General features: G+C 65.3%; 17 protein-coding genes. 7 read left to right on the forward strand and 10 right to left on the reverse strand.

What is annotated here, in order from left to right:
• Nucleotides 1-154: 154 nt before the first annotated feature.
• Both AC16HO_RS15145 and AC16HO_RS15150 read right to left on the reverse strand, forming a co-directional pair.
• Nucleotides 155-3,142, reverse strand: coding sequence for a TonB-dependent receptor domain-containing protein (locus AC16HO_RS15145; RefSeq protein ID WP_395641396.1), 2,988 nt, complete (start codon nucleotides 3,140-3,142; stop codon nucleotides 155-157).
• Between the two features lie 255 nt (nucleotides 3,143-3,397).
• The gene (locus AC16HO_RS15150; protein ID WP_395641395.1) at nucleotides 3,398-4,417 is read right to left on the reverse strand and encodes a hypothetical protein; all 1,020 of its coding nucleotides are present in this window, start codon (nucleotides 4,415-4,417) and stop codon (nucleotides 3,398-3,400) included.
• A 256-nt stretch (nucleotides 4,418-4,673) separates the two neighbouring features.
• Here AC16HO_RS15150 and AC16HO_RS15155 point away from each other — a divergent pair, with 256 nt between their 5' ends.
• Entirely contained in the window at nucleotides 4,674-5,366 is a 693-nt protein-coding gene (locus AC16HO_RS15155; protein ID WP_395641394.1) for a FadR/GntR family transcriptional regulator, read from the forward strand.
• 129 nt (nucleotides 5,367-5,495) lie between these two features.
• On the opposite strand, the gene trpE is transcribed toward AC16HO_RS15155, so the two are convergent.
• From trpE to pdsR, 3 genes are read right to left on the reverse strand one after another with little or no spacing between them, the layout of a single operon-like run.
• The gene (gene trpE / locus AC16HO_RS15160; RefSeq protein WP_395641393.1) at nucleotides 5,496-6,971 is read right to left on the reverse strand and encodes an anthranilate synthase component I; all 1,476 of its coding nucleotides are present in this window, start codon (nucleotides 6,969-6,971) and stop codon (nucleotides 5,496-5,498) included.
• 59 nt (nucleotides 6,972-7,030) lie between these two features.
• Nucleotides 7,031-9,100 carry an ATP-binding protein gene (locus AC16HO_RS15165; RefSeq protein WP_395641392.1) on the reverse strand — a complete coding sequence of 690 codons (2,070 nt, stop codon included), beginning with the start codon at nucleotides 9,098-9,100 and terminating at the stop codon, nucleotides 7,031-7,033.
• Nucleotides 9,101-9,157: 57 nt separating this feature from the next.
• Nucleotides 9,158-9,850 (reverse strand): proteobacterial dedicated sortase system response regulator, encoded by a 693-nt coding sequence (gene pdsR, locus AC16HO_RS15170; RefSeq protein WP_395641391.1) that lies wholly within the window; start codon nucleotides 9,848-9,850, stop codon nucleotides 9,158-9,160.
• Nucleotides 9,851-10,315: 465 nt separating this feature from the next.
• Between pdsR and purU the strand changes: the two genes are divergently transcribed.
• On the forward strand, nucleotides 10,316-11,167 hold the full coding sequence (purU, locus tag AC16HO_RS15175; protein ID WP_395641390.1) for a formyltetrahydrofolate deformylase: 852 nt from the start codon (nucleotides 10,316-10,318) through the stop codon (nucleotides 11,165-11,167).
• 156 nt (nucleotides 11,168-11,323) lie between these two features.
• Here purU and rpe read toward each other — a convergent pair whose 3' ends face one another.
• Together rpe and djlA are read right to left on the reverse strand one after the other, a co-directional pair.
• Entirely contained in the window at nucleotides 11,324-11,989 is a 666-nt protein-coding gene (gene rpe, locus AC16HO_RS15180; protein ID WP_395641389.1) for a ribulose-phosphate 3-epimerase, read from the reverse strand.
• Nucleotides 11,990-12,067: 78 nt separating this feature from the next.
• Nucleotides 12,068-12,877: a co-chaperone DjlA gene (gene djlA, locus AC16HO_RS15185; RefSeq protein ID WP_395641388.1), complete on the reverse strand. Its 810-nt coding sequence runs from the start codon at nucleotides 12,875-12,877 to the stop codon at nucleotides 12,068-12,070.
• A 163-nt stretch (nucleotides 12,878-13,040) separates the two neighbouring features.
• On the opposite strand from djlA, the gene AC16HO_RS15190 reads away from it, so the two are divergent.
• From AC16HO_RS15190 to AC16HO_RS15210, 5 genes are all read left to right on the forward strand, one after another.
• Nucleotides 13,041-13,937, forward strand: coding sequence for a phosphoribosylaminoimidazolesuccinocarboxamide synthase (locus tag AC16HO_RS15190; protein WP_395641387.1), 897 nt, complete (start codon nucleotides 13,041-13,043; stop codon nucleotides 13,935-13,937).
• 247 nt (nucleotides 13,938-14,184) lie between these two features.
• The gene (locus AC16HO_RS15195; protein WP_395641386.1) at nucleotides 14,185-15,267 is read left to right on the forward strand and encodes a 3-deoxy-7-phosphoheptulonate synthase; all 1,083 of its coding nucleotides are present in this window, start codon (nucleotides 14,185-14,187) and stop codon (nucleotides 15,265-15,267) included.
• A gap of 14 nt (nucleotides 15,268-15,281) precedes the next feature.
• A complete protein-coding gene (locus tag AC16HO_RS15200) occupies nucleotides 15,282-15,785 on the forward strand; it encodes a methylated-DNA--[protein]-cysteine S-methyltransferase (protein ID WP_395641385.1) in 504 nt (167 codons plus the stop codon).
• Between the two features lie 138 nt (nucleotides 15,786-15,923).
• A complete protein-coding gene (locus AC16HO_RS15205) occupies nucleotides 15,924-16,751 on the forward strand; it encodes a hypothetical protein (protein WP_395641384.1) in 828 nt (275 codons plus the stop codon).
• Nucleotides 16,752-16,971: 220 nt separating this feature from the next.
• Nucleotides 16,972-18,312, forward strand: a complete 1,341-nt coding sequence (locus AC16HO_RS15210) for an APC family permease (protein WP_395641383.1) — start codon at nucleotides 16,972-16,974, stop codon at nucleotides 18,310-18,312.
• A gap of 80 nt (nucleotides 18,313-18,392) precedes the next feature.
• On the opposite strand, the gene glmS is transcribed toward AC16HO_RS15210, so the two are convergent.
• The 3 genes from glmS to AC16HO_RS15225 form a co-directional block, all read right to left on the reverse strand.
• Complete coding sequence (gene glmS / locus AC16HO_RS15215; RefSeq protein ID WP_395641382.1) at nucleotides 18,393-20,243, reverse strand: glutamine--fructose-6-phosphate transaminase (isomerizing); 1,851 nt, start codon at nucleotides 20,241-20,243, stop codon at nucleotides 18,393-18,395.
• 61 nt (nucleotides 20,244-20,304) lie between these two features.
• The gene (glmU, locus tag AC16HO_RS15220; RefSeq protein WP_395641381.1) at nucleotides 20,305-21,681 is read right to left on the reverse strand and encodes a bifunctional UDP-N-acetylglucosamine diphosphorylase/glucosamine-1-phosphate N-acetyltransferase GlmU; all 1,377 of its coding nucleotides are present in this window, start codon (nucleotides 21,679-21,681) and stop codon (nucleotides 20,305-20,307) included.
• A 49-nt stretch (nucleotides 21,682-21,730) separates the two neighbouring features.
• Complete coding sequence (locus tag AC16HO_RS15225; protein WP_395641664.1) at nucleotides 21,731-22,423, reverse strand: VIT1/CCC1 transporter family protein; 693 nt, start codon at nucleotides 22,421-22,423, stop codon at nucleotides 21,731-21,733.
• Between the last annotated feature and the right edge of the window lie 9 nt (nucleotides 22,424-22,432).

Here is a 22,432-nt window from a genome sequence, read left to right on the forward strand (position 1 = left end):
ACAAGCGCGTATCGCCAACAGAGGCCTGCGCCGGAAATCGGGGGCTTCCGACAGCGCGAAAACCTTGTTCATCGACGATCGTCCCCACGCCACACTTTGGGGCGTGAGGACAATGTGGTCCGCGATGACAACCATCGTCTCGATTTGCAGCGACCTAGAAACGAAGCTTCAACCCGGCGAAATATTGCCGGCCGATCACATCGTAAGCACCCGGTTCGGTATTGGTGCCAATCGCCGCGTCACGCACGTTGATCGCGGGCTGCACGTTGAACACGTTGTTCGTACCGACATACAGATTGAGGTGGTCGGTGGCCTTGTAGTTCAAGCGCAGGTCGACGTAGGTGACCGCCTTCATGTCGTTCAAGTTGGGCGCAAAATTGGTTGCCGTGAGGTAACTTTGCGTCGCGCTGCGATAGCGGGCCTGTGCGAACACGTTGATCTGGTCGGTAAGGTTGTACGCGAAGTTCGTGGTGACCCGCCATTTCGGATAGAGCGGGCGGCCCGCGAATGCGGTGTTCGTGCCGGTCCCATCGATCACATTGAAATTGTGGAGATAGTTGACGAACGTGCCAACGTTGAATCCGTGCCCAAGGTAGCCGATTTCCAGGTCCACGCCCCTGGTCTTGATGCTTGCCGCATTGATCAGCGGCGAGCGGAGGTTGAGGATCGGGCCGTCGTTCACGTCGCGGACGAGTATTCCTCCGCACGTCGGGTCAAAGGACGTTGGCGCGACGGAATAGCAATTCCTGACGAAAACATCCGGCGGGAGGCGGGTGATGCCGTTCTTGATGGCGATGTCATAGTAGTCGGCCGACAGTGACAAACCGCGCAACGGCGTCAGGACCACACCCAGCGTCTTGGTATTGGCTGCTTCGGCCGACAGCGTCGGCGACCCGGCAAGCAGCAAACGCGTGTTGTTTGCTTCCGAGGAAACCAGGGTGAAGGAACCGTTGTTCGCGATGCGATTGGCGATGGCCGGGATCGAGCGGCAGTTGGTCGCGAGGTTGCCCGTGCTGGCGGCCGTCACACCGTTGCAAACGTCGGTATTGGCCGGGGCCACGTTGGTGATGCCGTTGGAAAACAGATCGTTGATGTTGGGCGCGCGTACCGAACGCGGCGACCAGCTGCCACGAAATCGCACGATGTCGTTGATCGGCGCGCTGAAACCGTAGCGGTGGGTGAAGTTGGTGCCAACGGTCGAGTAGTTGCCGAGACGACCCGCGGCGCTCAGATTGAGCCACGACGCGACCGGCACCTCGACTTCGCCGAATACTTCGTTGACCGTGAAGGCACCCGAAATCGCCGAGACCTGAAGATCGCGGGAAAGCCCCAACTGGCGGAACGCATCGGGCGTTTCCCGGGCCTGCTCGCGACGGTGTTCGACACCGGCAGCAAAGCTGATCGGATCGGACGTGAGCGAAAACGGCATCTGGCCGGAAAGAACCGAGTTGACGACCGTTTGCTTGATTTCGCCGGTCTGCCCGGTTGCAATCATCAGATACTTGGCCGCTGCGGGCGAGATGCCGGTGATTCCCGCCTTGCCGACCAGGCTGTCGGTGGTGCCGAACGGATTGATCGGGACGCAGCCTTCCAGGCGCGCCGTCGCGTCGGCGCACTGATAGCCACCTTTGCCGTCGGGTTGAATGGTCACGGCATTGCGGAAGTTGGGAATACTGAAGTCGCCGGTATTGGCTTGAAGTTCGGAGGTCGATCCGTAGACGACGCTGCTCTTCCACGACAGGGTGTCGCTGAAGTCATGCGTGAAGGCGGCCGCCGTGCGGAAGGTCGTCCGACGGTTCGACACGGTTCGATCGCCGAACTCCCACGCACGCCGGTAGGTCTGGACGCGGTCGAGCGAGGTGTTGGAGCCCATCGCGGCCAGCAACTGCGCACCGGCACTGCTGCCGACGAAGTAGGGGCTGGTCGCGACGTCGATCCCGGTCTTGCCGCCGACCGGTACGCGGAAGACATCGGCGACGACGGAAACCGGAGCCGGTTCGAGCGCCACGAACGAGGTTGTCCGCGTGTAGTTCATCTCGACATCGAGCCTTGAGCTATCGTCAACGTTTACGGTCAGCCCCGAGGCGAGGTAGGAGGGCTGGTAGGGCGCGACGAGATAGCGGTGTGCGAATTGGTTGTACCAGTCGGTCGTGCCATTCCGGTTGAAGTTGGAATCGAGCAGCGGCTGATTGGTATTGAACGGATTGCCATTGCCGAAGATCGCGAGTTTGCCGAAGAACAGCGCGCCCGGATCGACATAGGCGGGGCCGGGGCGCACCGCGATCGTGTCGAGAATGCCGTTTTTTTGGCTGCTGACGAAGCCCAGTTCGTTGGCCGAAAAGGGGCGATCCCTCGACATCAATGGTTCCTGCTTCGAGCGGCCGAACGAGACCCAGACGTTGCCCGCATCGAAGTTGCGCCCGTAGGTGACATCGAAACTTCGCTTGCCCGCACCGCCATCGGCCGAGTCCGAGGCAAGCCCGTTGACCTCGAGGCCGTTGAAGTCGGTCTTGGTGATGATGTTGACGACACCACCGATCGCATCCGAGCCGTAAATCGCCGACTGACCGCCGGTGAGAACGTCTACCCGCTGGATCATGGCCACCGGGATGCTGTTCAGATCGACGCCGTAACCGGTGTTGGCCGACACGCCCGACACCCAGCGGCGGCCGTTGACCAGCACGAGGGTGCGTGCCGCGCCAAGATTGCGCAGGGAAATCGTCGCCACGCCGACGTTCGCCGCCGCACCGCCGGTCGAAGTATTGTTGCTCGACGCGGACAGGTCCGATGAGATGGACGGAATGCGGCTCAAGGTGTCTTCGATCGAAATCGAACCCGTGCCCTCGAGAACATCTCTGCCCACCTCGGTGATGGGCGCCGACGAAACGATGTTGGCACTGCGGATATTGGTTCCGGTGATGACCACCGCTTCCATCACCTTGGGCGCCGCCTGGCTGGCATCGGCCTGCTTGGTGTCGACTTGCTTGGCATCGGCCTGGCTCTTGTCGTCGCCCGGGGCTGCGGTCCCTGGCGCGGCTTGTTGCGCCACGGCCAACGATGCGCCGCCAAGCAACAACACGCTGGCGATCATGCCAGACAAACGGTTCTGTCGCGGCGCCACCCACTTCGGATTGCGATTCATGCTCATTCCCCAACGTTATCAGACATCTGATGTCTTATCAGACAGGATTTTTACGCCGGAGTCAAGTGGAAGGGGCAGATTTGATGTCAGCGAATCAATGCCCGCGCAGTGCCGGCCCCATGCGCGCCGCAACGCCCACCACCGGGACCACCGCCATGCTCGCCGTCGGCTGACGAACACACCAGCCGGCGCGACGCCTTTTCGAACTGCCTCGGGGGAACTGCCCCTAGGACATCGAAGCCGCAAACCGCCGGCCTATTTGCGCTCGATCACGGTGACCGTGTTGGTGCGCTTGCCCGGGCCGGTCTCGCCGCAAACCAGCCAGACCTTTCCCTGCCACTGCACTGCAGGCGCGGTTACGATACCCAGCGGCAGCTCGCCCGCTGCCGCGTAGGCGTCTTCGGCGGGACGGTAGGCGTAGATGGTGCGCGGTTGGCCTGGATGCTCGGCCGGCGAACGACCGTTGTTGTAGAAGAAACCGGTATCGCCGCCGAGCAGCAGCAGCGCATCGCCGACGGCCGGGGCCGGACCGACCGTGGCCACCAGCGGCTCGGGCAACTCGCGCACTGGCTTCCATTCGCCTTGCTCGCCATCGAGGACGAAGGCTTCCTTCCGATAGCTGCGCACCGGCTTTCCGGCCGCGTCGGGCTCCAGCGCGCAACCCCCGAACACGTACAGTTTTCCGCCAAGCACGCCCGCCACCGAAAGCATGCGCCCACGCCCCGGCAGGGAGGGCAGGCGGCCCCAACCGCGGCCCGGGTCGGCGAGATCGAGCCAATGCACGCTGTCGAGTGCGCTGGTCGCCGACGGCGAGTCGGTGCCGCCGATCACCACCAGTCTGCCTTGCCAAACCGCGTGTGCGGAGAAGGCCACCGGCGTCGGCAGCGCGGGTAATTCCTCGCGCACCAGTCGGCCGCCGGTGATCGACACGCGAAAGGCCGTGCGGAAGTTTTCCTTGTCGTCGGTACCCCCGGCGAGGACCAGCCCCTCGCGACTGCCGGCGCAGGCCGCATACGCGATCTTGCCCGAGAGTTCACCGATTACGCGCCAGTCGCCCTTCTCGAACGCATACACGGCCTTGTTGTAGACCTTCGCCCCACCCTCCCACGGTTTTCTTTCCGGGAAGTTCGCGCCGCCGGTGGCGAGCAGCACCTCGTTGGTCACGCCGGCACCCATGCCGGCGAAACCCACGGGGTCGGGAAGCGCCGGCGCCTGATCGAAAGCGAGCTTGATGACGGCGCCGGAGCAGCCGGCAACGAAGGAAGACGTTGACATGAGCATCAGCCCAGGCAGGCTGCGAGCGGGGAAATGGCAGTCGCGAGAGGTGCTGCTCGCATCGCACCACGCTTGCGCCGGCACCTCCTGGAAATCGAGCAAGTCGAGCGCTTACGCGAACGCAGTTCCATTGATACGCAGCCGTTACCATAGATAAGATATCTGACATCTTATCAGACATCTTGTTCAAGCATAAGTACGAGACAGGAGCAACGCAAAATTTGAATATCAGATATCAGGAAACTATAGTCCGGGCATGAGAGTACGCATACCTGCCTATCGCCACGCTCAACGCGAAATCAAGCTGTTCATCGAAACCAACCGCCTTGGGCCGGGCGACGCTCTGCCTTCCGAGGCGGCCCTGGCCCATGAGCTCGGCATCAGCCGGCCCTCGCTGCGGGAAGGCATGAAGGCGCTGGAGTCCCTGGGCATCGTCGAGACTCGCCACGGCGAGGGGGTATTCGTCGCGGCCTTCTCGTTCGACTCGATCATCGAGAACCTGCCGTATTCGATCGTCAGCGGCGGCAAGAACCTTTACGATCTGCTGCAGGTGCGCACGGCGGTCGAGATGGGTGCCATTCCCTATGTGCTCGAACGCATCGGCGTGGCTGACAAGGCGCGCCTGCGCCAGTTGGCCGAGGAGATGCTCGCAGCGGCCAAACAGGGACAGGAATTCGAGCAGCAAGACCGCGAATTCCACGCGACCATGTTCCGCTGCCTCGACAACGCGTTCCTGTCCCGCCTGATCGATCTGTTCTGGGAAGTGTTCCATCGCCTGAACCAGTCGCTGGAGAGCCCCGACCACTGGTCACTCGAATCGACTGCGCTCGATCATCTGAGCATCGTGGACATGATCGAGCGCGGCGACAAAACCGGCCTGCTGGCCGCGCACCAACGCCATTTCGGATCGATTCTGGCCCGGCTGGAGCGCGCAAAACCCGCGGCATAGCTCGCGCGACGGTTGATCAACCGATCACGCTTTCGTCGTCCACGAGGTAGTCGCCGACCGCCTCGATCCGAGGCTGTGCGCCGATCCCGCAAAACAGCAGCATTTGCCCGGCTCGCCGCGACGAGCCCGCTACAGCCCGCCCACCGCCTGCGCCACCGCGCGGAACAGCGCGCGGCACTTGTTCATCGTCTCCTTCCACTCGAGCTCGGGCACGGAATCGGCGACGACACCGCCGGCGGCCTGCACGTGGAGCTGGCCGTCCTGCACGATCGCGGTGCGGATCGCGATGGCGAGGTCGGCCTCGTCGTGCCAGTTCCAGTAGCCGATCGCGCCGCCGTAGACGCCGCGCTTGACCGTTTCGAGTTCCGCGATCACTTCCATCGCGCGTACCTTCGGCGCGCCGGTCAGGGTGCCGGCCGGAAACGTTGCGCGGAACACGTCGATGAAGCTCAAACCCCGCTTCAGCCTGCCGACGACCTCGGAGACGATGTGCATGACGTGCGAGTAGCGCTCGACGACCATGTTCGCGGTGAGTTCGACCGTGCCGGTTTCGGCGATGCGGCCGACATCGTTGCGGCCGAGATCGATCAGCATCAGGTGCTCGGCGCGCTCCTTCGGGTCGGCGAGCAATTCGGCTTCCATCGCCGCATCCTCCTCGGGCGTGTGCCCGCGCCGGCGCGTGCCCGCGATCGGTCGCAGCACGACCTGCCCGCCTTGCGCGCGCACGAGGATCTCCGGCGACGAACCGATGATCTGCTCGCTGCCGAGGTCGAGGAAATACATGTACGGCGAAGGATTCAACGCGCGCAATGCGCGGTAGACGTCGAGCGGGCGCGAGCGGAACGGCACGCTCAGGCGCTGGCTGATCTGCACCTGGAACACGTCGCCCGCGTAGACGTATTCCTTGGCCTTCTCGACTGCGGCGAGATAGTCGTGCTTCGGGAAACTCGACACGAAATGCGATTCGTCGATCGCCTGCGGATCGACGATGTCGGGATACGCCGCGCTGGTCGAGCGCAGGCGATGCACGAGCGAGTCGAGTCGGCGCTGCGCGCGTGCATACGCGCGCGGCTCGGCCGGATCGGCGTTGACGATGAGGTAGAGCTTGCCCTTGAGGTTGTCGAACACGGCCAGTTCTTCGGCCAGCATCAGGCAAATGTCGGGCATGCCGAGCCGATCGGGCTTCGCATCGGCCTTGATCCGGTGCTCGATGTAGCTCGCGCACTCGTAGCCGAAGTAGCCGACCAGGCCGCCGGCGAATTTCGGCAGGCCGTCGATGCGTGGCACCTTGTACTGCGCCTTGATCGCGGCGATCTCGGCGAGCGGATCGGCGACGTCGTGCTCTTCGACCACCTCGCCTTCCTCGCTGAGGATCAGGCGATGGCCATGGACGCGGATCACGCGCCGTGCCGGCAGGCCGATGATCGAATAGCGCCCCCAGCGCGCGCCGCCCTCGACCGATTCGAACAGGTAGGCGTAGGGTCCGTCGGCGAGTTTCAGATACACCGACAGCGGCGTGTCGAGATCGGACAACACCTCGCGCACGAGCGGAATGCGGCTGTAGCCCTGCGCGGCGAGTGCGGCGAATTCGGCAGAAGAGATCACGGGACAATACGGCGGCAGAAGGGCTGCCGAAGATAGCAAGCAATGCTGCTGTGCGCCAATCAGCCGGCCAGCGAGCGTCGCGGCATGCCGTGCAGTTCGAGCGAGAACTCGACACCGGTGCCATCGGGCAGATTGTGCGCCGTCGCCACACCGCAATGCAGTTCGGCGATCAGACGCACGATCGACAAGCCGAGTCCGAGATGCGGCGGCTCGGCCGGCGCGCCGGTGATCGGCGTGTTCTTCTGCGTCGCGGACGGACGCACGCTGACCAGCGAATCGAACAGGCGATCGGTCATGCTGCTTGGCAGCGCAGGCCCCTGGTTGGCGACGCTGATGACGGCGTTGTCGCCGAGTGCGCGCAGATCGATGCGGATCCAGCCGTCCTCGGGCGTGAAGCCGCGCGCGTTGTCGACGAGCTTGTCGAGTGCCTGCGCAACCAGTTCGGGTGCGCCGTGCATCAGCAGCGGCGACGCCGGCAGGTCGGCTTCCACGCGCCGCGGCGCGAGCAGCGGTCGGTACGCTTCGACGCAGCCGCGCACGACCGCTGTGAGATCGAACTCCTCCGCGTCGACGCCGTGGATCGCGCGCTCCATGCGGCTCGCCTCGCTCATCGCGCGCAGGATCGCGCCAAGACGCTCGGCACCGCTGCGCGCGCGCACGAGGTAGGTGCGCGCATCGGTCGACACCGACTGCTGGTCGAGATTGTCGAGCGAGGATTTGACGATCGCGAGCGGCGTCTGCAACTCGTGCGAGAGCTTGGAAGCAAGCGTGCGCAGATAGTCGGTGTAGGCGTTCACCTCGTCGAGCAGGTGCGCGAAGCTGCGCGCCAAATCGCCAAGCTCGTCTTTCGCCCCGAGCAGCGGCAGCGGAACCGGTCGGTCCGGGTTGCGCTGCATTCGCCCGTTCGCCTGCTTGGCGCGTTCGACCGCGTCGCGCAGGCGGCGGATGCGCAGGCCGAGCACGCCGGCGAAGGCGAACAGCACGGCACCGGCGAAGACCAGTGCACCCAGGCTTGCGCCAATCAGGATCAGCAGCGCGCGATTGGTCAGCAGCGGCAGCGCGTCGCCGGATTGCTCGAGCAGCAGCGCGCCGCGCACCTCGTTGTTCTCCTTCAGCGGCACCGCGGCCGCGAGCACGACGCTGCTGCCCTGATTGGGCGCCGGATGCCAGGCCGTCGCTGCGACGCCGGACAACGCCTGCCAGATTTCCGGCGAAGACAGGCGCGGCAGGTTGGTCGCGAAGTCCTGCGCGCGCGTCATGTCGGGCGCGATCAGGCTGCGGTAGATCAGGTTCTCGAACCAGCGCCGCAACGCCGGTGTAGACGATTTCGACGACAGCACCGCAAGCTGGCCCGATTCGGCGACGACCCAGCCTTCGGCGCTGAGCACGCGCACGCGCATGCCATCCGGCGCGAACTGGGCGAGGTCGGTGGACAGGTCCGGCGAACGCAGCAGCAGCGGCCGCAATTCGATGTGCGCGTTGTTCGGTGCGTCAGCATCGAACTCGTTGAGCGTGAGCGAGTCGGGCATCTGCGAGCGCGGCAAGCGCAATTCGACGCGATAGCCGTCGGCGTCCTCCTGCCACCAGCCACCGAGCACCTGCGGCAGCGAATCGCCTGCGCCGTCGAGCACGCGCGCCTGGAACCTTCCCGGCGCCGCGCTCGCGATCAGGTAGCGGCGCAAATCCTCTTCGCGCGCCAGGCTCAGGATCAAATGATCGCGCAACAGCGCATTATCGTCGCCCGCATCCGCGCGCGTGCGCGTCGCATCGCGCACCTGGGCGAGCAGATAGAGCCAGTCGCCGTCGACGCAGAGCAGCAACTTTGCCTTTTGCGCATCGTCGGCCGGGCCGATGTTCTGCGCATACGGCGTGAGCGTCGTCCAGTCGTCGGCGTATCCGTCGACGTGCATGCGGCCCGCGCAAGGATGCACATAGAATGCCTGCCCGGCCGGCGGCAGCGCGGTCTTGAGGGCGGCAAGACTGCGCGCGAGCGCCTTGGCCGACGCCGTCAGCGTCTGTTCCTGACCCTGGCGCAGCAACTCCTCCATCTGACGCACGATCAGCCAACCCGCCAGCGGCAGGGCCAGCGTGGAGAGGGCGAGGAGGAGGAGCTTGAAGCGGAGGGACATGCCGGGAGAATTGCACAAGCCAAAGATAAATCGAATACCGGCTCCGCCGGCAGGGCTTTATGTCGGCCTCCACCGATACCCCGCCCCATGCACCGTCTCGATCGAATCGAACGCCGCGTCGAGGGCAAGGAACTTCTTGCGGATGCGCTTGATGTGCGAGGTGATGGTGGCGTCGTCGACGACGACCTGCGCCTCGCGCATGAGCTGGTCGCGGTTCTTCACATGCCCCGGGAAGCGTACCAGCGTGTGGATCATCCAGAACTCGGTCACGGTTAGCGGCACTTCGGCATTGTTCCAGGTCACGCGCATGCGCTCGGCCTCGAGCTTGAGCGGGCCATGCTCGAGCACGGTTTCCTTCGACGCGGGCTTGTTCAGCGCGTCGATGCGGCGGAACAGCGCGCTGATGCGCGCGGCGAGATGATGCAGGCTGACGTCCTTGGTCAGATAGTCGTCGGCGCCGAGACGCAGGCCGGAGATCACGTCGAAATCCGAATCGCGCGCGGTCAGGAACAGGATCGGCAGCGTCGGCGATTGCGCGCGCAGTTCGCGGCACAGCTCGAAGCCACCCTCGGGGTCGTCGCCGAGGCCGACGTCGATGATGACCAGCTCCGGCAGGCGTTGCGCGAACGCGCGGCTCGCGTCGGGCCGCGTAGAATAGCCATGGGTGGTGTAGCCGAAGCGATTGAGCGCCTCGACGTAGTTGGCGCGGATCGCGGGTTCGTCTTCGACGATGGCGATGTTGCGGCCCATGCGGAAAATCCTGCGAGCTGAGGTAAGTGCAGCTTACGCAACGCGCCCGGCGCGCGGCAATGGCGGCGGCGCATTTGTCATCGTCGTGCCAGATTTGATCCGCGCGCCGCCCCAACTGGCGCAGGCTCCGTTCAGTCGCGCAGTGGATCCTGCCACCGTGTCAACGCCCCGCACGGAATCCCCGCCATGAACGCTTCCCGCCCCGAACCGAACCTCGAACTGCACCAACCCGAACCGTTCCGCGTCGCTTTTGCCCTGCTTGCGCTCGTGCTCGGCGCGATCGCCGCCCTGCAGATTTGATTGCCCGTGCACCGCGCTGCCGGACGGCGCCTCCCGTCCGGCGGCGCGGTTTTCTTGGCCTGGTCTTGCGCTCGTCCTTGATCGCGAAAGCCGCAAGGCGGCCATTCTCGGCCGCACTTTTCAATTTAGAATGCGCAACCCCGCCCGGTTCGCGCGATCCGTCCGATGCGTCACGACTACATCCTCACCCTGTCCTGCCCGGACCGCACCGGCATCGTCTACCGCGTCAGCGCACTGCTGTTCGAGTCCGCGTGCAACATCCTCGATGCGCAACAGTTCGGCGACGAGGAAACAGAACGCTTTTTCCTGCGCATCCATTTCGATGTACCCGCCGTGCTCGACATGGCTGCGCTGGAGGGCCGCGTCGCGCAGCTCGCGCAGGAATTCGGCGGCGACTGGCAAATCCACGATGCACGCAAGCGCGCGCGCCTGCTGCTGCTCGTGAGCAGGCAGGGGCACTGCCTCAACGACCTGCTGTTCCGTGTGCGCAGCGGCCAGTTGCCGGTGGAGATCGCCGCGGTCGCCTCGAACCACGAGGATTTCGCCGAGCTTGCCGCATCGCATCGCGTGCCGTTCCGCTATCTGCCAGTCAGCAGCGCGACGCGTGACGCGCAAGAGGCATCCCTCGTCGAACTCGTCGACAAGGAGCGCATCGATCTGGTCGTGCTCGCGCGCTACATGCAGATCCTGTCGCCGAAACTGTGCGCCGCCCTCGCCGGCCGCGCGATCAACATCCATCACAGTTTCCTGCCGAGCTTCAAGGGCGCCAAGCCCTATCACCAGGCGCACCAGCGCGGGGTGAAGGTGATCGGTGCGACGGCGCACTACGTTACCGGTGATCTCGACGAAGGCCCGATCATCGAGCAGGAGGTCGCCCGCGTCGACCACGCCGCAACGCCGCGCGACCTCGTGCGCGTGGGCAGCGACGTCGAATCGCTCGTGCTCGCGCGCGCGGTGCGCTGGCACGTCGAGCACCGCGTGCTGCTCAACGGACATCGCACGGTGGTGTTCCGCTGAGCCACCGCGCCCTTGCATTGGCGGACGCTCAGAAAAATCTGCCGCGGATCAAAGCAGATCGGCACGGATCAAGGCGGATGGAGCAATGACTTACGTGCCCTATCCGCACTCATGAGCCTCGATCCGTGGCAAGTACCTTGTTTCAAGCGCAGCCGCTCAGGCGACCGCGGACAGCATCTTGGTGACTATCTCGCGATAGTCCCCGTGGCCGAAGATGGCCGAGCCGGCGACAAAGGTGTCGGCACCCGCTTTCGCGATCTCGCCGATGTTGTCGGCCTTGACGCCGCCGTCGATCTCGAGGCGGATCGCACGACCGCTGCGATCGATGCGTTCGCGTACTTCGCGCAACTTGGCAAGCGCCGACGGAATGAAGCTCTGCCCGCCGAAGCCCGGGTTGACGCTCATCAACAGGATCAGGTCGATCTTGTCCATCACGTAGTCGAGATACGCCAGCGGCGTGGCCGGGTTGAACACGAGGCCGGCGCTGCAACCCGAGTCGTGGATCAGGCCGATCGTGCGGTCGATATGCTCGCTCGCCTCGGGATGGAAACTGATGTTGGTCGCACCGGCCTTGGCGAAATCCGGCACGATGCGGTCGACCGGCTTGACCATCAGGTGCACATCGATCGGCGCCGTCACGCCATGCTTGCGCAGCGCTTCGCAGACGAGCGGGCCGATGGTCAGATTCGGAACGTAATGGTTGTCCATCACGTCGAAGTGCACCCATTGCGCACCGGCGGCGAGGACACTGTCGACCTCCTCGCCCAGCCTGGCGAAATTCGCGGACAGAATCGAGGCTGCGATGACGGCGGATTGTTTCATCGGACGACTCTTGCGGTGAGGCGTGACAGTGTACATGCAAGCCCGCCCCCTCTCCCGGCGGGGGAAGGGTGAGCGGGGCTACGTGCCGCGCGCGCTGCGGATTTGCTCGAAAGCCGCGTTGATGTCGCGCGCGCGCTCCTCGGCGCGGCGCTTCATCTCGTCGGGCACGTCGCCAAGCTTGTCGGGATGATGCTGGCTCATCAGCTTGCGATAGGCGCGCTTGATCTCGGCATCGCTCGCCGTGCGCTCGACCCCGAGCACGGCGTACGGATCCTTGCTCCGCGCGGCGCCGGGAGCGGGACCGCGCGCGCGGTCCTGGTGCCGCGCATGGACGTATTCCTCCCAATTGTCCGGCGCGACATAGGCATAGCCCTTCATCACCGCAATGCCGATCAGCTGGCGCTCGTCGACGCCGAGGGCGGCACAGAGCTTGCGCACGATGACGAGCTTGGCCGGCGCCAGCGGGCCGTCGGCGCAGACGATGTCGAGCAACAGGTCGACCAGGATGAACGACCGGTCGCGTCGCCCGCTCGTCCACGTACGCAGGTGCACGATCGCGTTGGTTGTCGAATATCCCGTCTGCTTGCCGGCGGTGAACTGGCCGACCGCCACACCGCGCAGCTCGGACGAAAGCTGCAGGCGCGCCATCAGTTGCTCGGTCGCGGCGATCTCGGCCTCGGACACGCGCCCGTCCGATTTCGCGATCGCACCCGCAAGGCCGAACAGCGGCGCGACGAACGACAGCGGCGCGGCATCGAGCGTCGCGCCGAAGCTGCCCATGCTGCGGTCGAAAATATGCCCGAGCAGGACGCAGATGACGATCGCCGGCGGGTTGTGGAACGCAGCAACCCCGATCGCCAAGCCGATCAGCTTGCCCCAGATCTTCATGCGTGCAACCGCTTGGCACCGCGCGCGGTTACCGGATCGGGGGCGGGAAGAGGCACTGTCATCGATCACTGTGGCATTTTTCGGAGCGCGAATTCTAGCCGAACCCCGCGATGCACGACGAATGGACGGTTACAATGCGCACCCCGTTCCGCCCGAGGTCGCCGTGCCCACCACGCTTCTGCAGTCCCGCCTGCCCGGTCTCGACCTGATCCATCGCGGCAAGGTACGCGACGTCTACGCACTGTCCGCGCGCGAACTCCTGATCGTCGCCAGCGACCGCCTTTCGGCGTTCGACGTGATCCTGCCCGACCCGATTCCGGGCAAGGGCGAGATGCTGTGCCAGATCTCCAACTTCTGGTTCGCCCGCACCGCGCACCTCATGCCGAATCATCTGACCGGCAAGGACGTGGCCTCGGTGCTGCCCGCGGGAGTCGATGCGGATTTGTATCGCCGGCGCAGCGTGATCGCCAAGCGCCTGAAACCCGTGCCGGTCGAAGCGATCGCGCGCGGCTACCTGATCGGCTCGGGCTGGAAGGATTACCAGGCCACCGGCGCCCTCTGCGGCATCAAACTTCCGGCCGGCTTGCGCCAGGCGGAAAAACTGCCTGCACCGATCTTCACTCCGTCGACCAAGGCCGCGATCGGCGGCCACGACGAGAACATCGGCTTCGACCAGGTCGTCGCGACCATAGGCGGCGACCTCGCCGAGCAGGTACGTGCGGCAACGTTGAAAATCTATGCTTTTGCCGCCGAATACGCCGCTGCGCGGGGCATCCTGATTGCCGACACCAAATTCGAATTCGGCACCGACGAGGCCGGCAAGCTCCACGTCATGGACGAAATGCTGACCCCGGATTCCTCGCGCTTCTGGCCCGCCGACGAATACCGCATCGGCATCAGCCCGCCGAGCTACGACAAGCAGTTCGTGCGCGACTATCTCGAACGGCTTCCCTGGAACAAGACCGCGCCCGGGCCGGACCTGCCGCAATCGGTGATCGATGGCACCGCGGCAAAATATGCCGAAGCCCTGAAACGCCTCGCGGATATCGAACTGCCTTGATTCCGCCACCGTGCTTGCCGTGCGCAAATCCTTGTGCTATCTCTAGCGCCATGACTTCCCTCCGCCACAGCTACTTTTTTTGGTATTACCGCATTCCCACGCCGGCGGCGGAGGAAGGGGCACGATCGATCTGAAGATTGCGCAAAACGAACAACCCTCAAACAACCGCCGGCCCATCCGGCGGTTTTTTGTTGCCGCCGGGAAACGAAAAATCCCCGACCCGATGACCCTCCCGAGGACACCCGCCATGACCACCCAACACACCGACGACCTGCGCATTGCCGAACTGCGCGAACTCTCCACGCCCGCCCAGGTGATCGCCGAATTCCCGCTCGACGACACTGCCGAAGACACCGTGTCCCGATCGCGCGCCGCCGTGCATGCGATCCTCGAGGGCAAGGACGACCGCCTCGTCGTCGTCGTCGGCCCATGCTCGATCCACGATATCACCGCGGCGCTGGAGTACGCGCGGCGCCTGCGGAAAGAACGCGAGCGCCACGCCGGCGAGCTCGAAATCATCATGCGCGTGTACTTCGAGAAGCCGCGCACCACGGTTGGCTGGAAGGGCCTGATCAACGATCCCGAACTCGACGGCAGCTTCCAGATCGACAAGGGTTTGCGCCGTGCCCGTGGCCTGCTGCGCGACATCAACGCGCTCGGCCTGCCCGCCGGTTGCGAGTTCCTCGACATGATCACGCCGCAATACATCGCCGACCTCGTCGCCTGGGGCGCGATCGGCGCACGCACGACCGAGAGCCAGGTGCACCGCGAACTCGCCTCGGGCCTGTCCTGCCCGGTCGGGTTCAAGAACGGTACCGACGGCAATGTCAGGATCGCGGTCGACGCGGTGTTGTCGGCGGCGAGCCCGCATCATTTCATGGCGGTGACCAAGGAGGGACGCACGGCTATTGCCGCCACGCGCGGCAACCGCGACTGCCACGTGATCCTGCGCGGCGGCACGGCGCCGAACTACGACGCCGCAAGCGTGGACGCCGCCTGCGCGGCAATCGCCAAGGCGGGACTCGACGCTCGCGTGATGATCGACGCCAGCCACGCCAATTCGTCGAAGAATCCCGAGAACCAGCCCAGGGTCGTCGACGACATCGCCGGCCAGATCGAGGCCGGCGAGATGCGCGTCCTCGGCGCGATGATCGAGAGCCACCTCAGCGCTGGTCGCCAGGATCTCGTCGCAGGCCAGCCACTGCGCTATGGCCAGAGCATCACCGACGGCTGCATCGACTGGGAGACGACCGTGCGCACGCTCGATCGCCTCGCGCACGCGGTGCGCGCGCGTCGCACGCGCACGCAGGAGGTCAAGTCGGCAGCCTGAGATACACTTCGACCATGTCGACGGTGTACTACGACTACATGCATACACCGATCGGCCGCCTCATGCTCGCGGCCGACGGCAGGGGTCTGCGCCACGTCGATTTCGAGAACGGCAAGTACACCGCAACGATAGGCGAGGACTGGGAACCCGGTGCCGGCGCACTGCACGAGGCGCGTGCGCAACTCAAGGCGTATTTTGCCGGCAAGCTCACCTGCTTCGACCTGCCGCTCGCACCGCAGGGCACCGATTTCCAGCAGCAGGTGTGGCTCGCCCTGCTCGAAATTCCGTACGGCACGACGACCAGCTATGGCGAGATCGCGCGCCGGCTCGGCGATGCCCATGCCACGCGCGCGGTCGGCGCGGCGAATGGACGCAATCCGTTGCCGATCATCGTTCCCTGCCACCGCGTGATCGGCGCGAACGGCTCTCTCACCGGCTTCGGCGGTGGCCTGCCGATCAAGCGCTGGTTGCTCGAACACGAGCAGCGACACAGCGCGTTCGCCTTGACGCCAGCCTGACCGGTACGCTGGTTTTCATCGCTCGCCAGCACCGGAAAACTTCGGCAGCAACCCGCGTACACCACATTGCCTTCGCGTATGGTCGGGCGCATGATTCACGCCGTTCCTTGCCCATCGGGTTCACTGCCGGAGGCTCGCATGTCTGGATTGCGTACCACGAAAATCACCTTGTTCGCGGGAATTCTGCTCGCACTGTCCGCCTTCACCGCCTCCGCGCAGGACAACCGCGACAGCGCGGCCGCAGCCGCCGAGCAGGATGCGAAGGACATCATGAATCGCGCGTCCCACCCACCCGACCTGTCGAAGGACACGCCGCCTGCCGGTATCCAGCAGAACGGCAATGCCGGCACGGCCAATATCAGCCGGCAGACGAACGAGCACAGCGAGACCGTCACCCGCGGCAGCGAGCATTCCTCCGGCTTCTCGGTCGGAGTCGGCAACGGCAACCGGCGCGACGACGACCGCCGTGACGACGGTCATCGCGACGATCCGGTCGGCGGCAACCACGATGACGGTCGTCCGGTCGCCGGCGAGATCGCCAACAATCCACCGCCGCCGCCGGGCTGGCCAGGACATGACGGCGCCAACCGTCCGGTCAACAACCAGGCCGGAGCCGTGGAAAATTTCGATGCCGGCCCGATCTGGAACAACAACGATGCGCAAGGGAAATGCCCGAACGTCTGCGGCCGCAACCAGAGGACGTGGACCGGCGACTGGCGCACCGTGGGCTTCAACAAATCGGTGTGCGCCTGCGCGGCGGGCAGCGACACGCAGTCGCCCACGGCGCAGTCCTCGGGCTGGGGGCGTGGATCGTCCTGCCAGGCGCCGGCCAATCACCAATGCCGTGGCTGCTCGGTAAGCTGCCCCGCCGGCAAGGAAGCGCATTGCTCCCAGGGGGACCGCGGCATTTTTACCAGCCCGGAAAACGCCATATGCCCACGAGAAGCGGTGTGCGAGTGCCGCTGACGCGATGAAGCCCGCGCGCCGGCGGCGTCGGCGCGCGATTGGTTTTCAACCGGAAAACGCAAACAGCCGGAATCGGGCACCCGCTTGATATGACCGGATAGGGGTTTCCAGCTACCGCGGAATCTTCCCCGGCTTCCGGCCAGGCCGATCATCTACCTTTCGCTTTCCGCCGCTTTCTGGGCGAAATCGAATCGCAGTGTCCAGTACAGGGATCCCCACCATGGAAGCACCCTTGTCCGACAGCGGTTATCGCCAGGAACTCGAGCGTCGGCTCGGACTCGGCCACCTGATCGTCTTCGGCCTGATCTTCATGGTGCCGATCGCGCCCATGGCGGTCTATGGTTTCGTGGCGAAGCAGAGCTACGGCATGGTGCCACTGGTGTACCTGGTCGGCATGACCGCCATGTTCTTCACCGTCATGAGCTATCGGCAACTGAGCCGCGAGTTTCCGATCGCGGGCTCGGTGTATTCCTATGTGCAGCGCGGCCTGCACCCTTACGCCGGTTTTGTCGCCGGGTGGCTGATCGTGGCCGATTACCTGCTGGTGCCGAGCCTGATCTACGCGTTTGCCGCGAGCTGGCTGCACGGATTGCTGCCGGGCGTGCCGCTCTGGGTCTGGATCGCCGCTTTCATCGGCGCGAATTCCGCCATCAATGTCCTCGGAATCGAGTTGCAGGCGCGCGCGAACTTCGTGCTGCTCGCGGTCCAGTTGGTCGCGCTCGCGCTGTTCCTGGTATCGGCGGTGCAATTCGTGTTCATCGCACGCCACGGTACGGGCGGCTGGTCGATCGCGCCGTTCTACCAGCCGGCGCACATCAACGGACATTTCATTGCCACCGCGACGTCGATTGCCGTGCTGAGTTTTCTCGGATTCGACGCGGTCAGCACGCTCGCCGAGGAAGCCCATGACCCGCGCCGCAACATCGGCAACGCCATGGTGCTGGCCTTGCTGCTGCTTGGCGCACTGTTCGCCGCGCAGACCTACGTCGCTGCGCTTGCTCATCCCGACTACGAGACCCTGGATGCCGAACTCGGGTTTTTCCAGATCGGCCAGCAGGTGGGCGGACGTTGGCTGTACGTGCTGCTGCTGCTCGCCAATGTGGCGGGCGCCGTCATCTCGGCTTTGGCGGCGCAAACGGCTATCGCACGCATGCTCTATGCCATGGGCCGCGATCGCGCCCTGCCGGGCGGCCGGTTTTTCGCCTACATCCAGCCGCGATTCAAAACGCCGGTGAACGCCATCGCGCTGGTCGCGATACTGTCATTCGTGCTGGCGGTATGGGTGCCGGTAGAAACCATTCTGAAACTCGTGAACTTCGGCGCCCTCACCGCTTTCATGCTGCTCAACCTTACCGTGTTCGTGTTTTTCTACATCAAACGCAGGAATCTCAAGAGCATATTCCGCTACCTGCTGCTTCCGCTACTCGGTTTGGCCATCGTCGCATTCGTGTGGTCGGGTTTCGACCGCGCGACGTTCGCGTTCGGCGGCGTCTGGCTCGCCATCGGGCTGCTCCTAGGCATCAGCCGCTACAAGAACTTCGTCTCGTTCGAATCCCTGTAGGCAACACAGGCACGCCGGCACGTCCACTGAGAATCTGAAACTCCATCCGGTCGCACCAAGCTGCTACACCGCAATTGCGGCTATTCCACGGTGACCGACTTGGCAAGGTTGCGCGGCTGATCGACGTCGGTGCCGCGCAGCACGGCGACGTGATAGGCGAGCAGCTGCAGCGGCACGGTCAGCACGGCCGGGGCGATGAAGTTGCCGCCGGAATCGAGCTTGACCAGGGCGCCATGCCCTTCGCCCACGCCGAATTGGCGCGCATCGATCTCCGCGGCTTCATCGGCGAAGACGAACAGTTCGCCACCGCGCGCGCGAACCTCGGCCAGATTCGATTTGAGTTTCTCGAGCAGATGATCGTTCGGCACCACCGCGACGACCGGCATCTGCGCATCGACCAGCGCGAGCGGGCCGTGCTTGAGTTCGCCGGCCGGATAGCCTTCGGCGTGGATATAGGAGATTTCCTTGAGCTTGAGCGCACCCTCGAGCGCGACCGGCCAATGCGTGCCGCGACCGAGAAACAACGCGTGCTGCTTGGGCACGAACCGCTGTGCGAGTTCGCGCACCTGGCCCTCGACCTTGAGCACCGCATCGACCACGCGCGGCAGGCTTGCCAGCTCGGCAACGAGTTCGCGCAGGCGCTCCGCCGGCAGGCCGTTGATGCGCGCGAGCTCGAGCATGAGCAGGGCGAGCGCAGCCAGCTGCGTCGTGTTCGCCTTGGTCGAGGCGACGCCGATCTCGGGGCCGGCGCGCGTCATCAACACGAGGTCCGATTCGCGCACGAGGCTGGACTCGGGCACGTTGCAGATGACGAGCGTGGCGAGATAGCCATGCTTCTTCGCCTCGCTCAGCGCGGCCAGCGTGTCGGCAGTTTCGCCCGACTGCGAGATGGTGACGAACAGGCTGTCCTTGGGCGCGACGAATTCACGATAACGGAATTCGCTCGCGATCTCGACGTTGCATGGGATGGCCGCAAGCGACTCGCACCAGTAGCGCGCGACGAGGCCGCCGTGATAGCTCGTGCCGCATGCGACTATCTGCACGTGACGCACACGCCGCAGCAGCGTCTCGGCATCGACACCGAAAATGTTCGGCAGGATGCGATCGTTGGCGATCCGTCCTTCGAGCGTGTCGGCGATCGCCCGCGGCTGCTCGTGGATTTCCTTGAGCATGTAGTGCGCGTACTCGCCGCGCTCGACCGCATCGGCGGACAACGAGGACTCGTGCCGCTTGCGCTGGACGACGCGACCGTCGGCGTCGAACACCGTCACCGCGTCGCGGCGCACGTCGGCGACGTCGCCCTCTTCGAGGAAGATGAACTGGCGCGTCACCGGCAACAGCGCCTGCACGTCGGAGGCGACGAAGTTCTCGCCTTGGCCGAAGCCGATCACGAGCGGGCTGGCGATGCGCGCGACGACGATGCGGTCCGGCTGCAGCGCATCGAACACGACGATCGCGTAGGCACCGGTGAGCTGCCTGACCGCGAGCTTCACCGCTTCGGTGAGATCGTGGCCCTGCTTGACGAACTCATGAATCAGATGGGCGACGACTTCGGTGTCGGTTTCGGAGGCGAAAACGTAACCCTTCGCGCTCAAGGCAGCGCGAATCTCGAGGTAATTTTCGATGATGCCGTTGTGGATCAGCGCGATGCGGCCTTCCGAAACGTGCGGATGCGCGTTGGCCTCGGTGACGCCGCCGTGCGTGGCCCAGCGCGAATGGGCGATGCCGAGCACGCCTTCGCGCGGGCTCGCCTTGACCTTCTCGGCAAGTTGCGTGACCTTGCCGATCGTGCGCCAGAGCGCGAGCTCGCCACCCGGCTGCGCGAGCGCGAGACCGGTGGAATCGTAGCCGCGATATTCGAGCCGGCGCAAACCTTCGACCAGGATGGTCGTGACATCGCGCTGCGCGATCGCGCCGACGATTCCGCACATAAGCCGCTCCTCAATTCGACAGGCTGTCCATTTTACTTGGTTCCGCTTCCGCGATGCGCGATTACTTCGGCGCCTTTTGCGGGCGCTTCCAGCCGCGCACCGTCGTCTGCCGCGCGCGTGCGACGGTCAGTTCGCCGTCCGGCGCATTCGTGCCGATCGTCGAGCCCGCGCCTATCGTCGCATCCTTGCCTATCGTCACCGGCGCAACCAGCGCGCTGTTCGAACCGATGAACGCGCCGTCCTCGATCACGGTGCGGAACTTGTTCACGCCGTCGTAGTTGCAGGTGATCGTGCCGGCACCGACGTTGACCCGCGCACCGATCGTCGCGTCGCCGATGTAGCTCAGGTGATTGGCCTTCGAGCCGGCGCCGATGCTCGCGTTCTTGACTTCGACGAAGTTGCCGACGTGCGCGTCGGCGGCAATCTCGGTACCGGGGCGCAAGCGCGCGAACGGACCGATGATGCAGGCGCCGTGCGTGACGACGCCGTCCAGGTCGCTGTGTGCCTGCACGACGGTGCCGGCGGCGAGCGTGCAATTGCGGATCCGGCAGAACGCGCCGATGCGCACTTCGTCGCCGAGCGCGACTGCGCCCTCGAGGACGACGTCGACGTCGATCTCGACATCGCGGCCGGCGCTCACGCTGCCGCGCAGATCGAAGCGCGCCGGGTCGGCGAGGCGCACGCCCTGCGCGCAGAGGTTGCGCGCCGCGCGTTGCTGATAGCGGCGCTCGAGCTGGGCCAGCTGCCATGCGTCGTTCGCGCCGGCGATCGCGTTCGGGTCGGTCGACAGGATCGCCAGCGCCGAAGCGTCGTCGGCCGCGGCGAGCGCGAACACGTCGGTGAGGTAGAACTCGCCCTGCGCGTTCTTGTTGTCGAGCCGCGCGAGCCAGCCGCGCAGACGCGCCGCAGCAGCGGCGAGCACGCCGGTGTTGATGGTGCGAACCGTGCGTTGCGCCGATGTCGCGTCCTTCTCCTCGACGATGCCCAGCACGCGTTGCGCGGCATCGAGCAGGATACGCCCGTAGCCAGCCGGATCGGGCAGGTCTGCGGCGAGCACGACGAGCGCGGCCTGCGCCTCGACCAAAGGTTGCAGGGTTACCGCGCGGATCAGCGGCACGTCGCCGTAGAGCACGAGCACGCGCGCTGCGTCGGGAATGCCCGCGATCGCGAGTTGCATCGCATGGCCGGTGCCGTTCTGCTCGGCCTGATGCACCCAGGCAAGGTCGGTCTGGCCGGCGAACGCGGCCAACACCTGTTCGCCGCGATGGCCGTAGACGACGTGGATCTTCTCGGGATGCAGCGCGCGCGCGGTGTCGAGCACATGCGCGAGCATCGGTCGGCCGGCAAGCGGCAGCAGCACCTTGGCGCGCGCGGACTTCATGCGTTTGCCCTCGCCCGCGGCGAGGACGACGATATGCAACGGATGGATCGGATTCATCGGTGCAGCCTAGCAGAAGGAACAAGATGAATTTCGGGTGCGGGCGTGGCTACGTGTCGACGCCGAACAGATGGCCTATCGCCGCCGTGGCAACCATCGCCAGGGTGCTCCAGGCCAACACGCGCAGTGCGCCCGGCAACATCGGCGCGCCGCCGGTGCGTGCGGCGATCGCGCCGAGCACGGCAAGCGAAACCAGCGAGGCCAGGGCCACGGTCAGGGCCATGTGCGCGGGCGCGGAAAGCAACACGGCGACCAGCGGCAACGCCGCGCCGACCGAGAACGCCAGCGCCGAAGCCGACGCCGCCTGCAACGGGCGTGCACGCTGCTGCTCGGTCAACCCGAGTTCGTCGCGCAGATGCGTACCGAGCGCGTCGTGCGCGGTCAGCTGGTCGGCTACCTGCTCGGCGAGCGGACGGTCGAGGCCGCGACCAACGTAGATGTTGACCAGTTCTTCGCGCTCGCCGTGCGCGTCGGTGGCCAGCTCGTGCCGTTCCAGATCGCGCTCCGCGTTTTCCGCATCGCTCTGCGAGGAAACCGAGACGTATTCCCCGGTTGCCATCGACAGCGCACCGGCGACGAGCCCGGCGACGCCGGCGACCAGCACGCTGCCGCGCGTGGCATCGGCGCTGGCAACGCCGATGACGAGGCCGGCCGTGGAAAGAATCCCGTCGTTCGCGCCGAGCACCGCCGCGCGCAGCCAGCCGACGCGTTCACCGACGTGGCGTTCGTGGTGCCTGCGCATGGATGGGTT

It is taken from the genome of Rudaea sp., assembly GCF_057139185.1.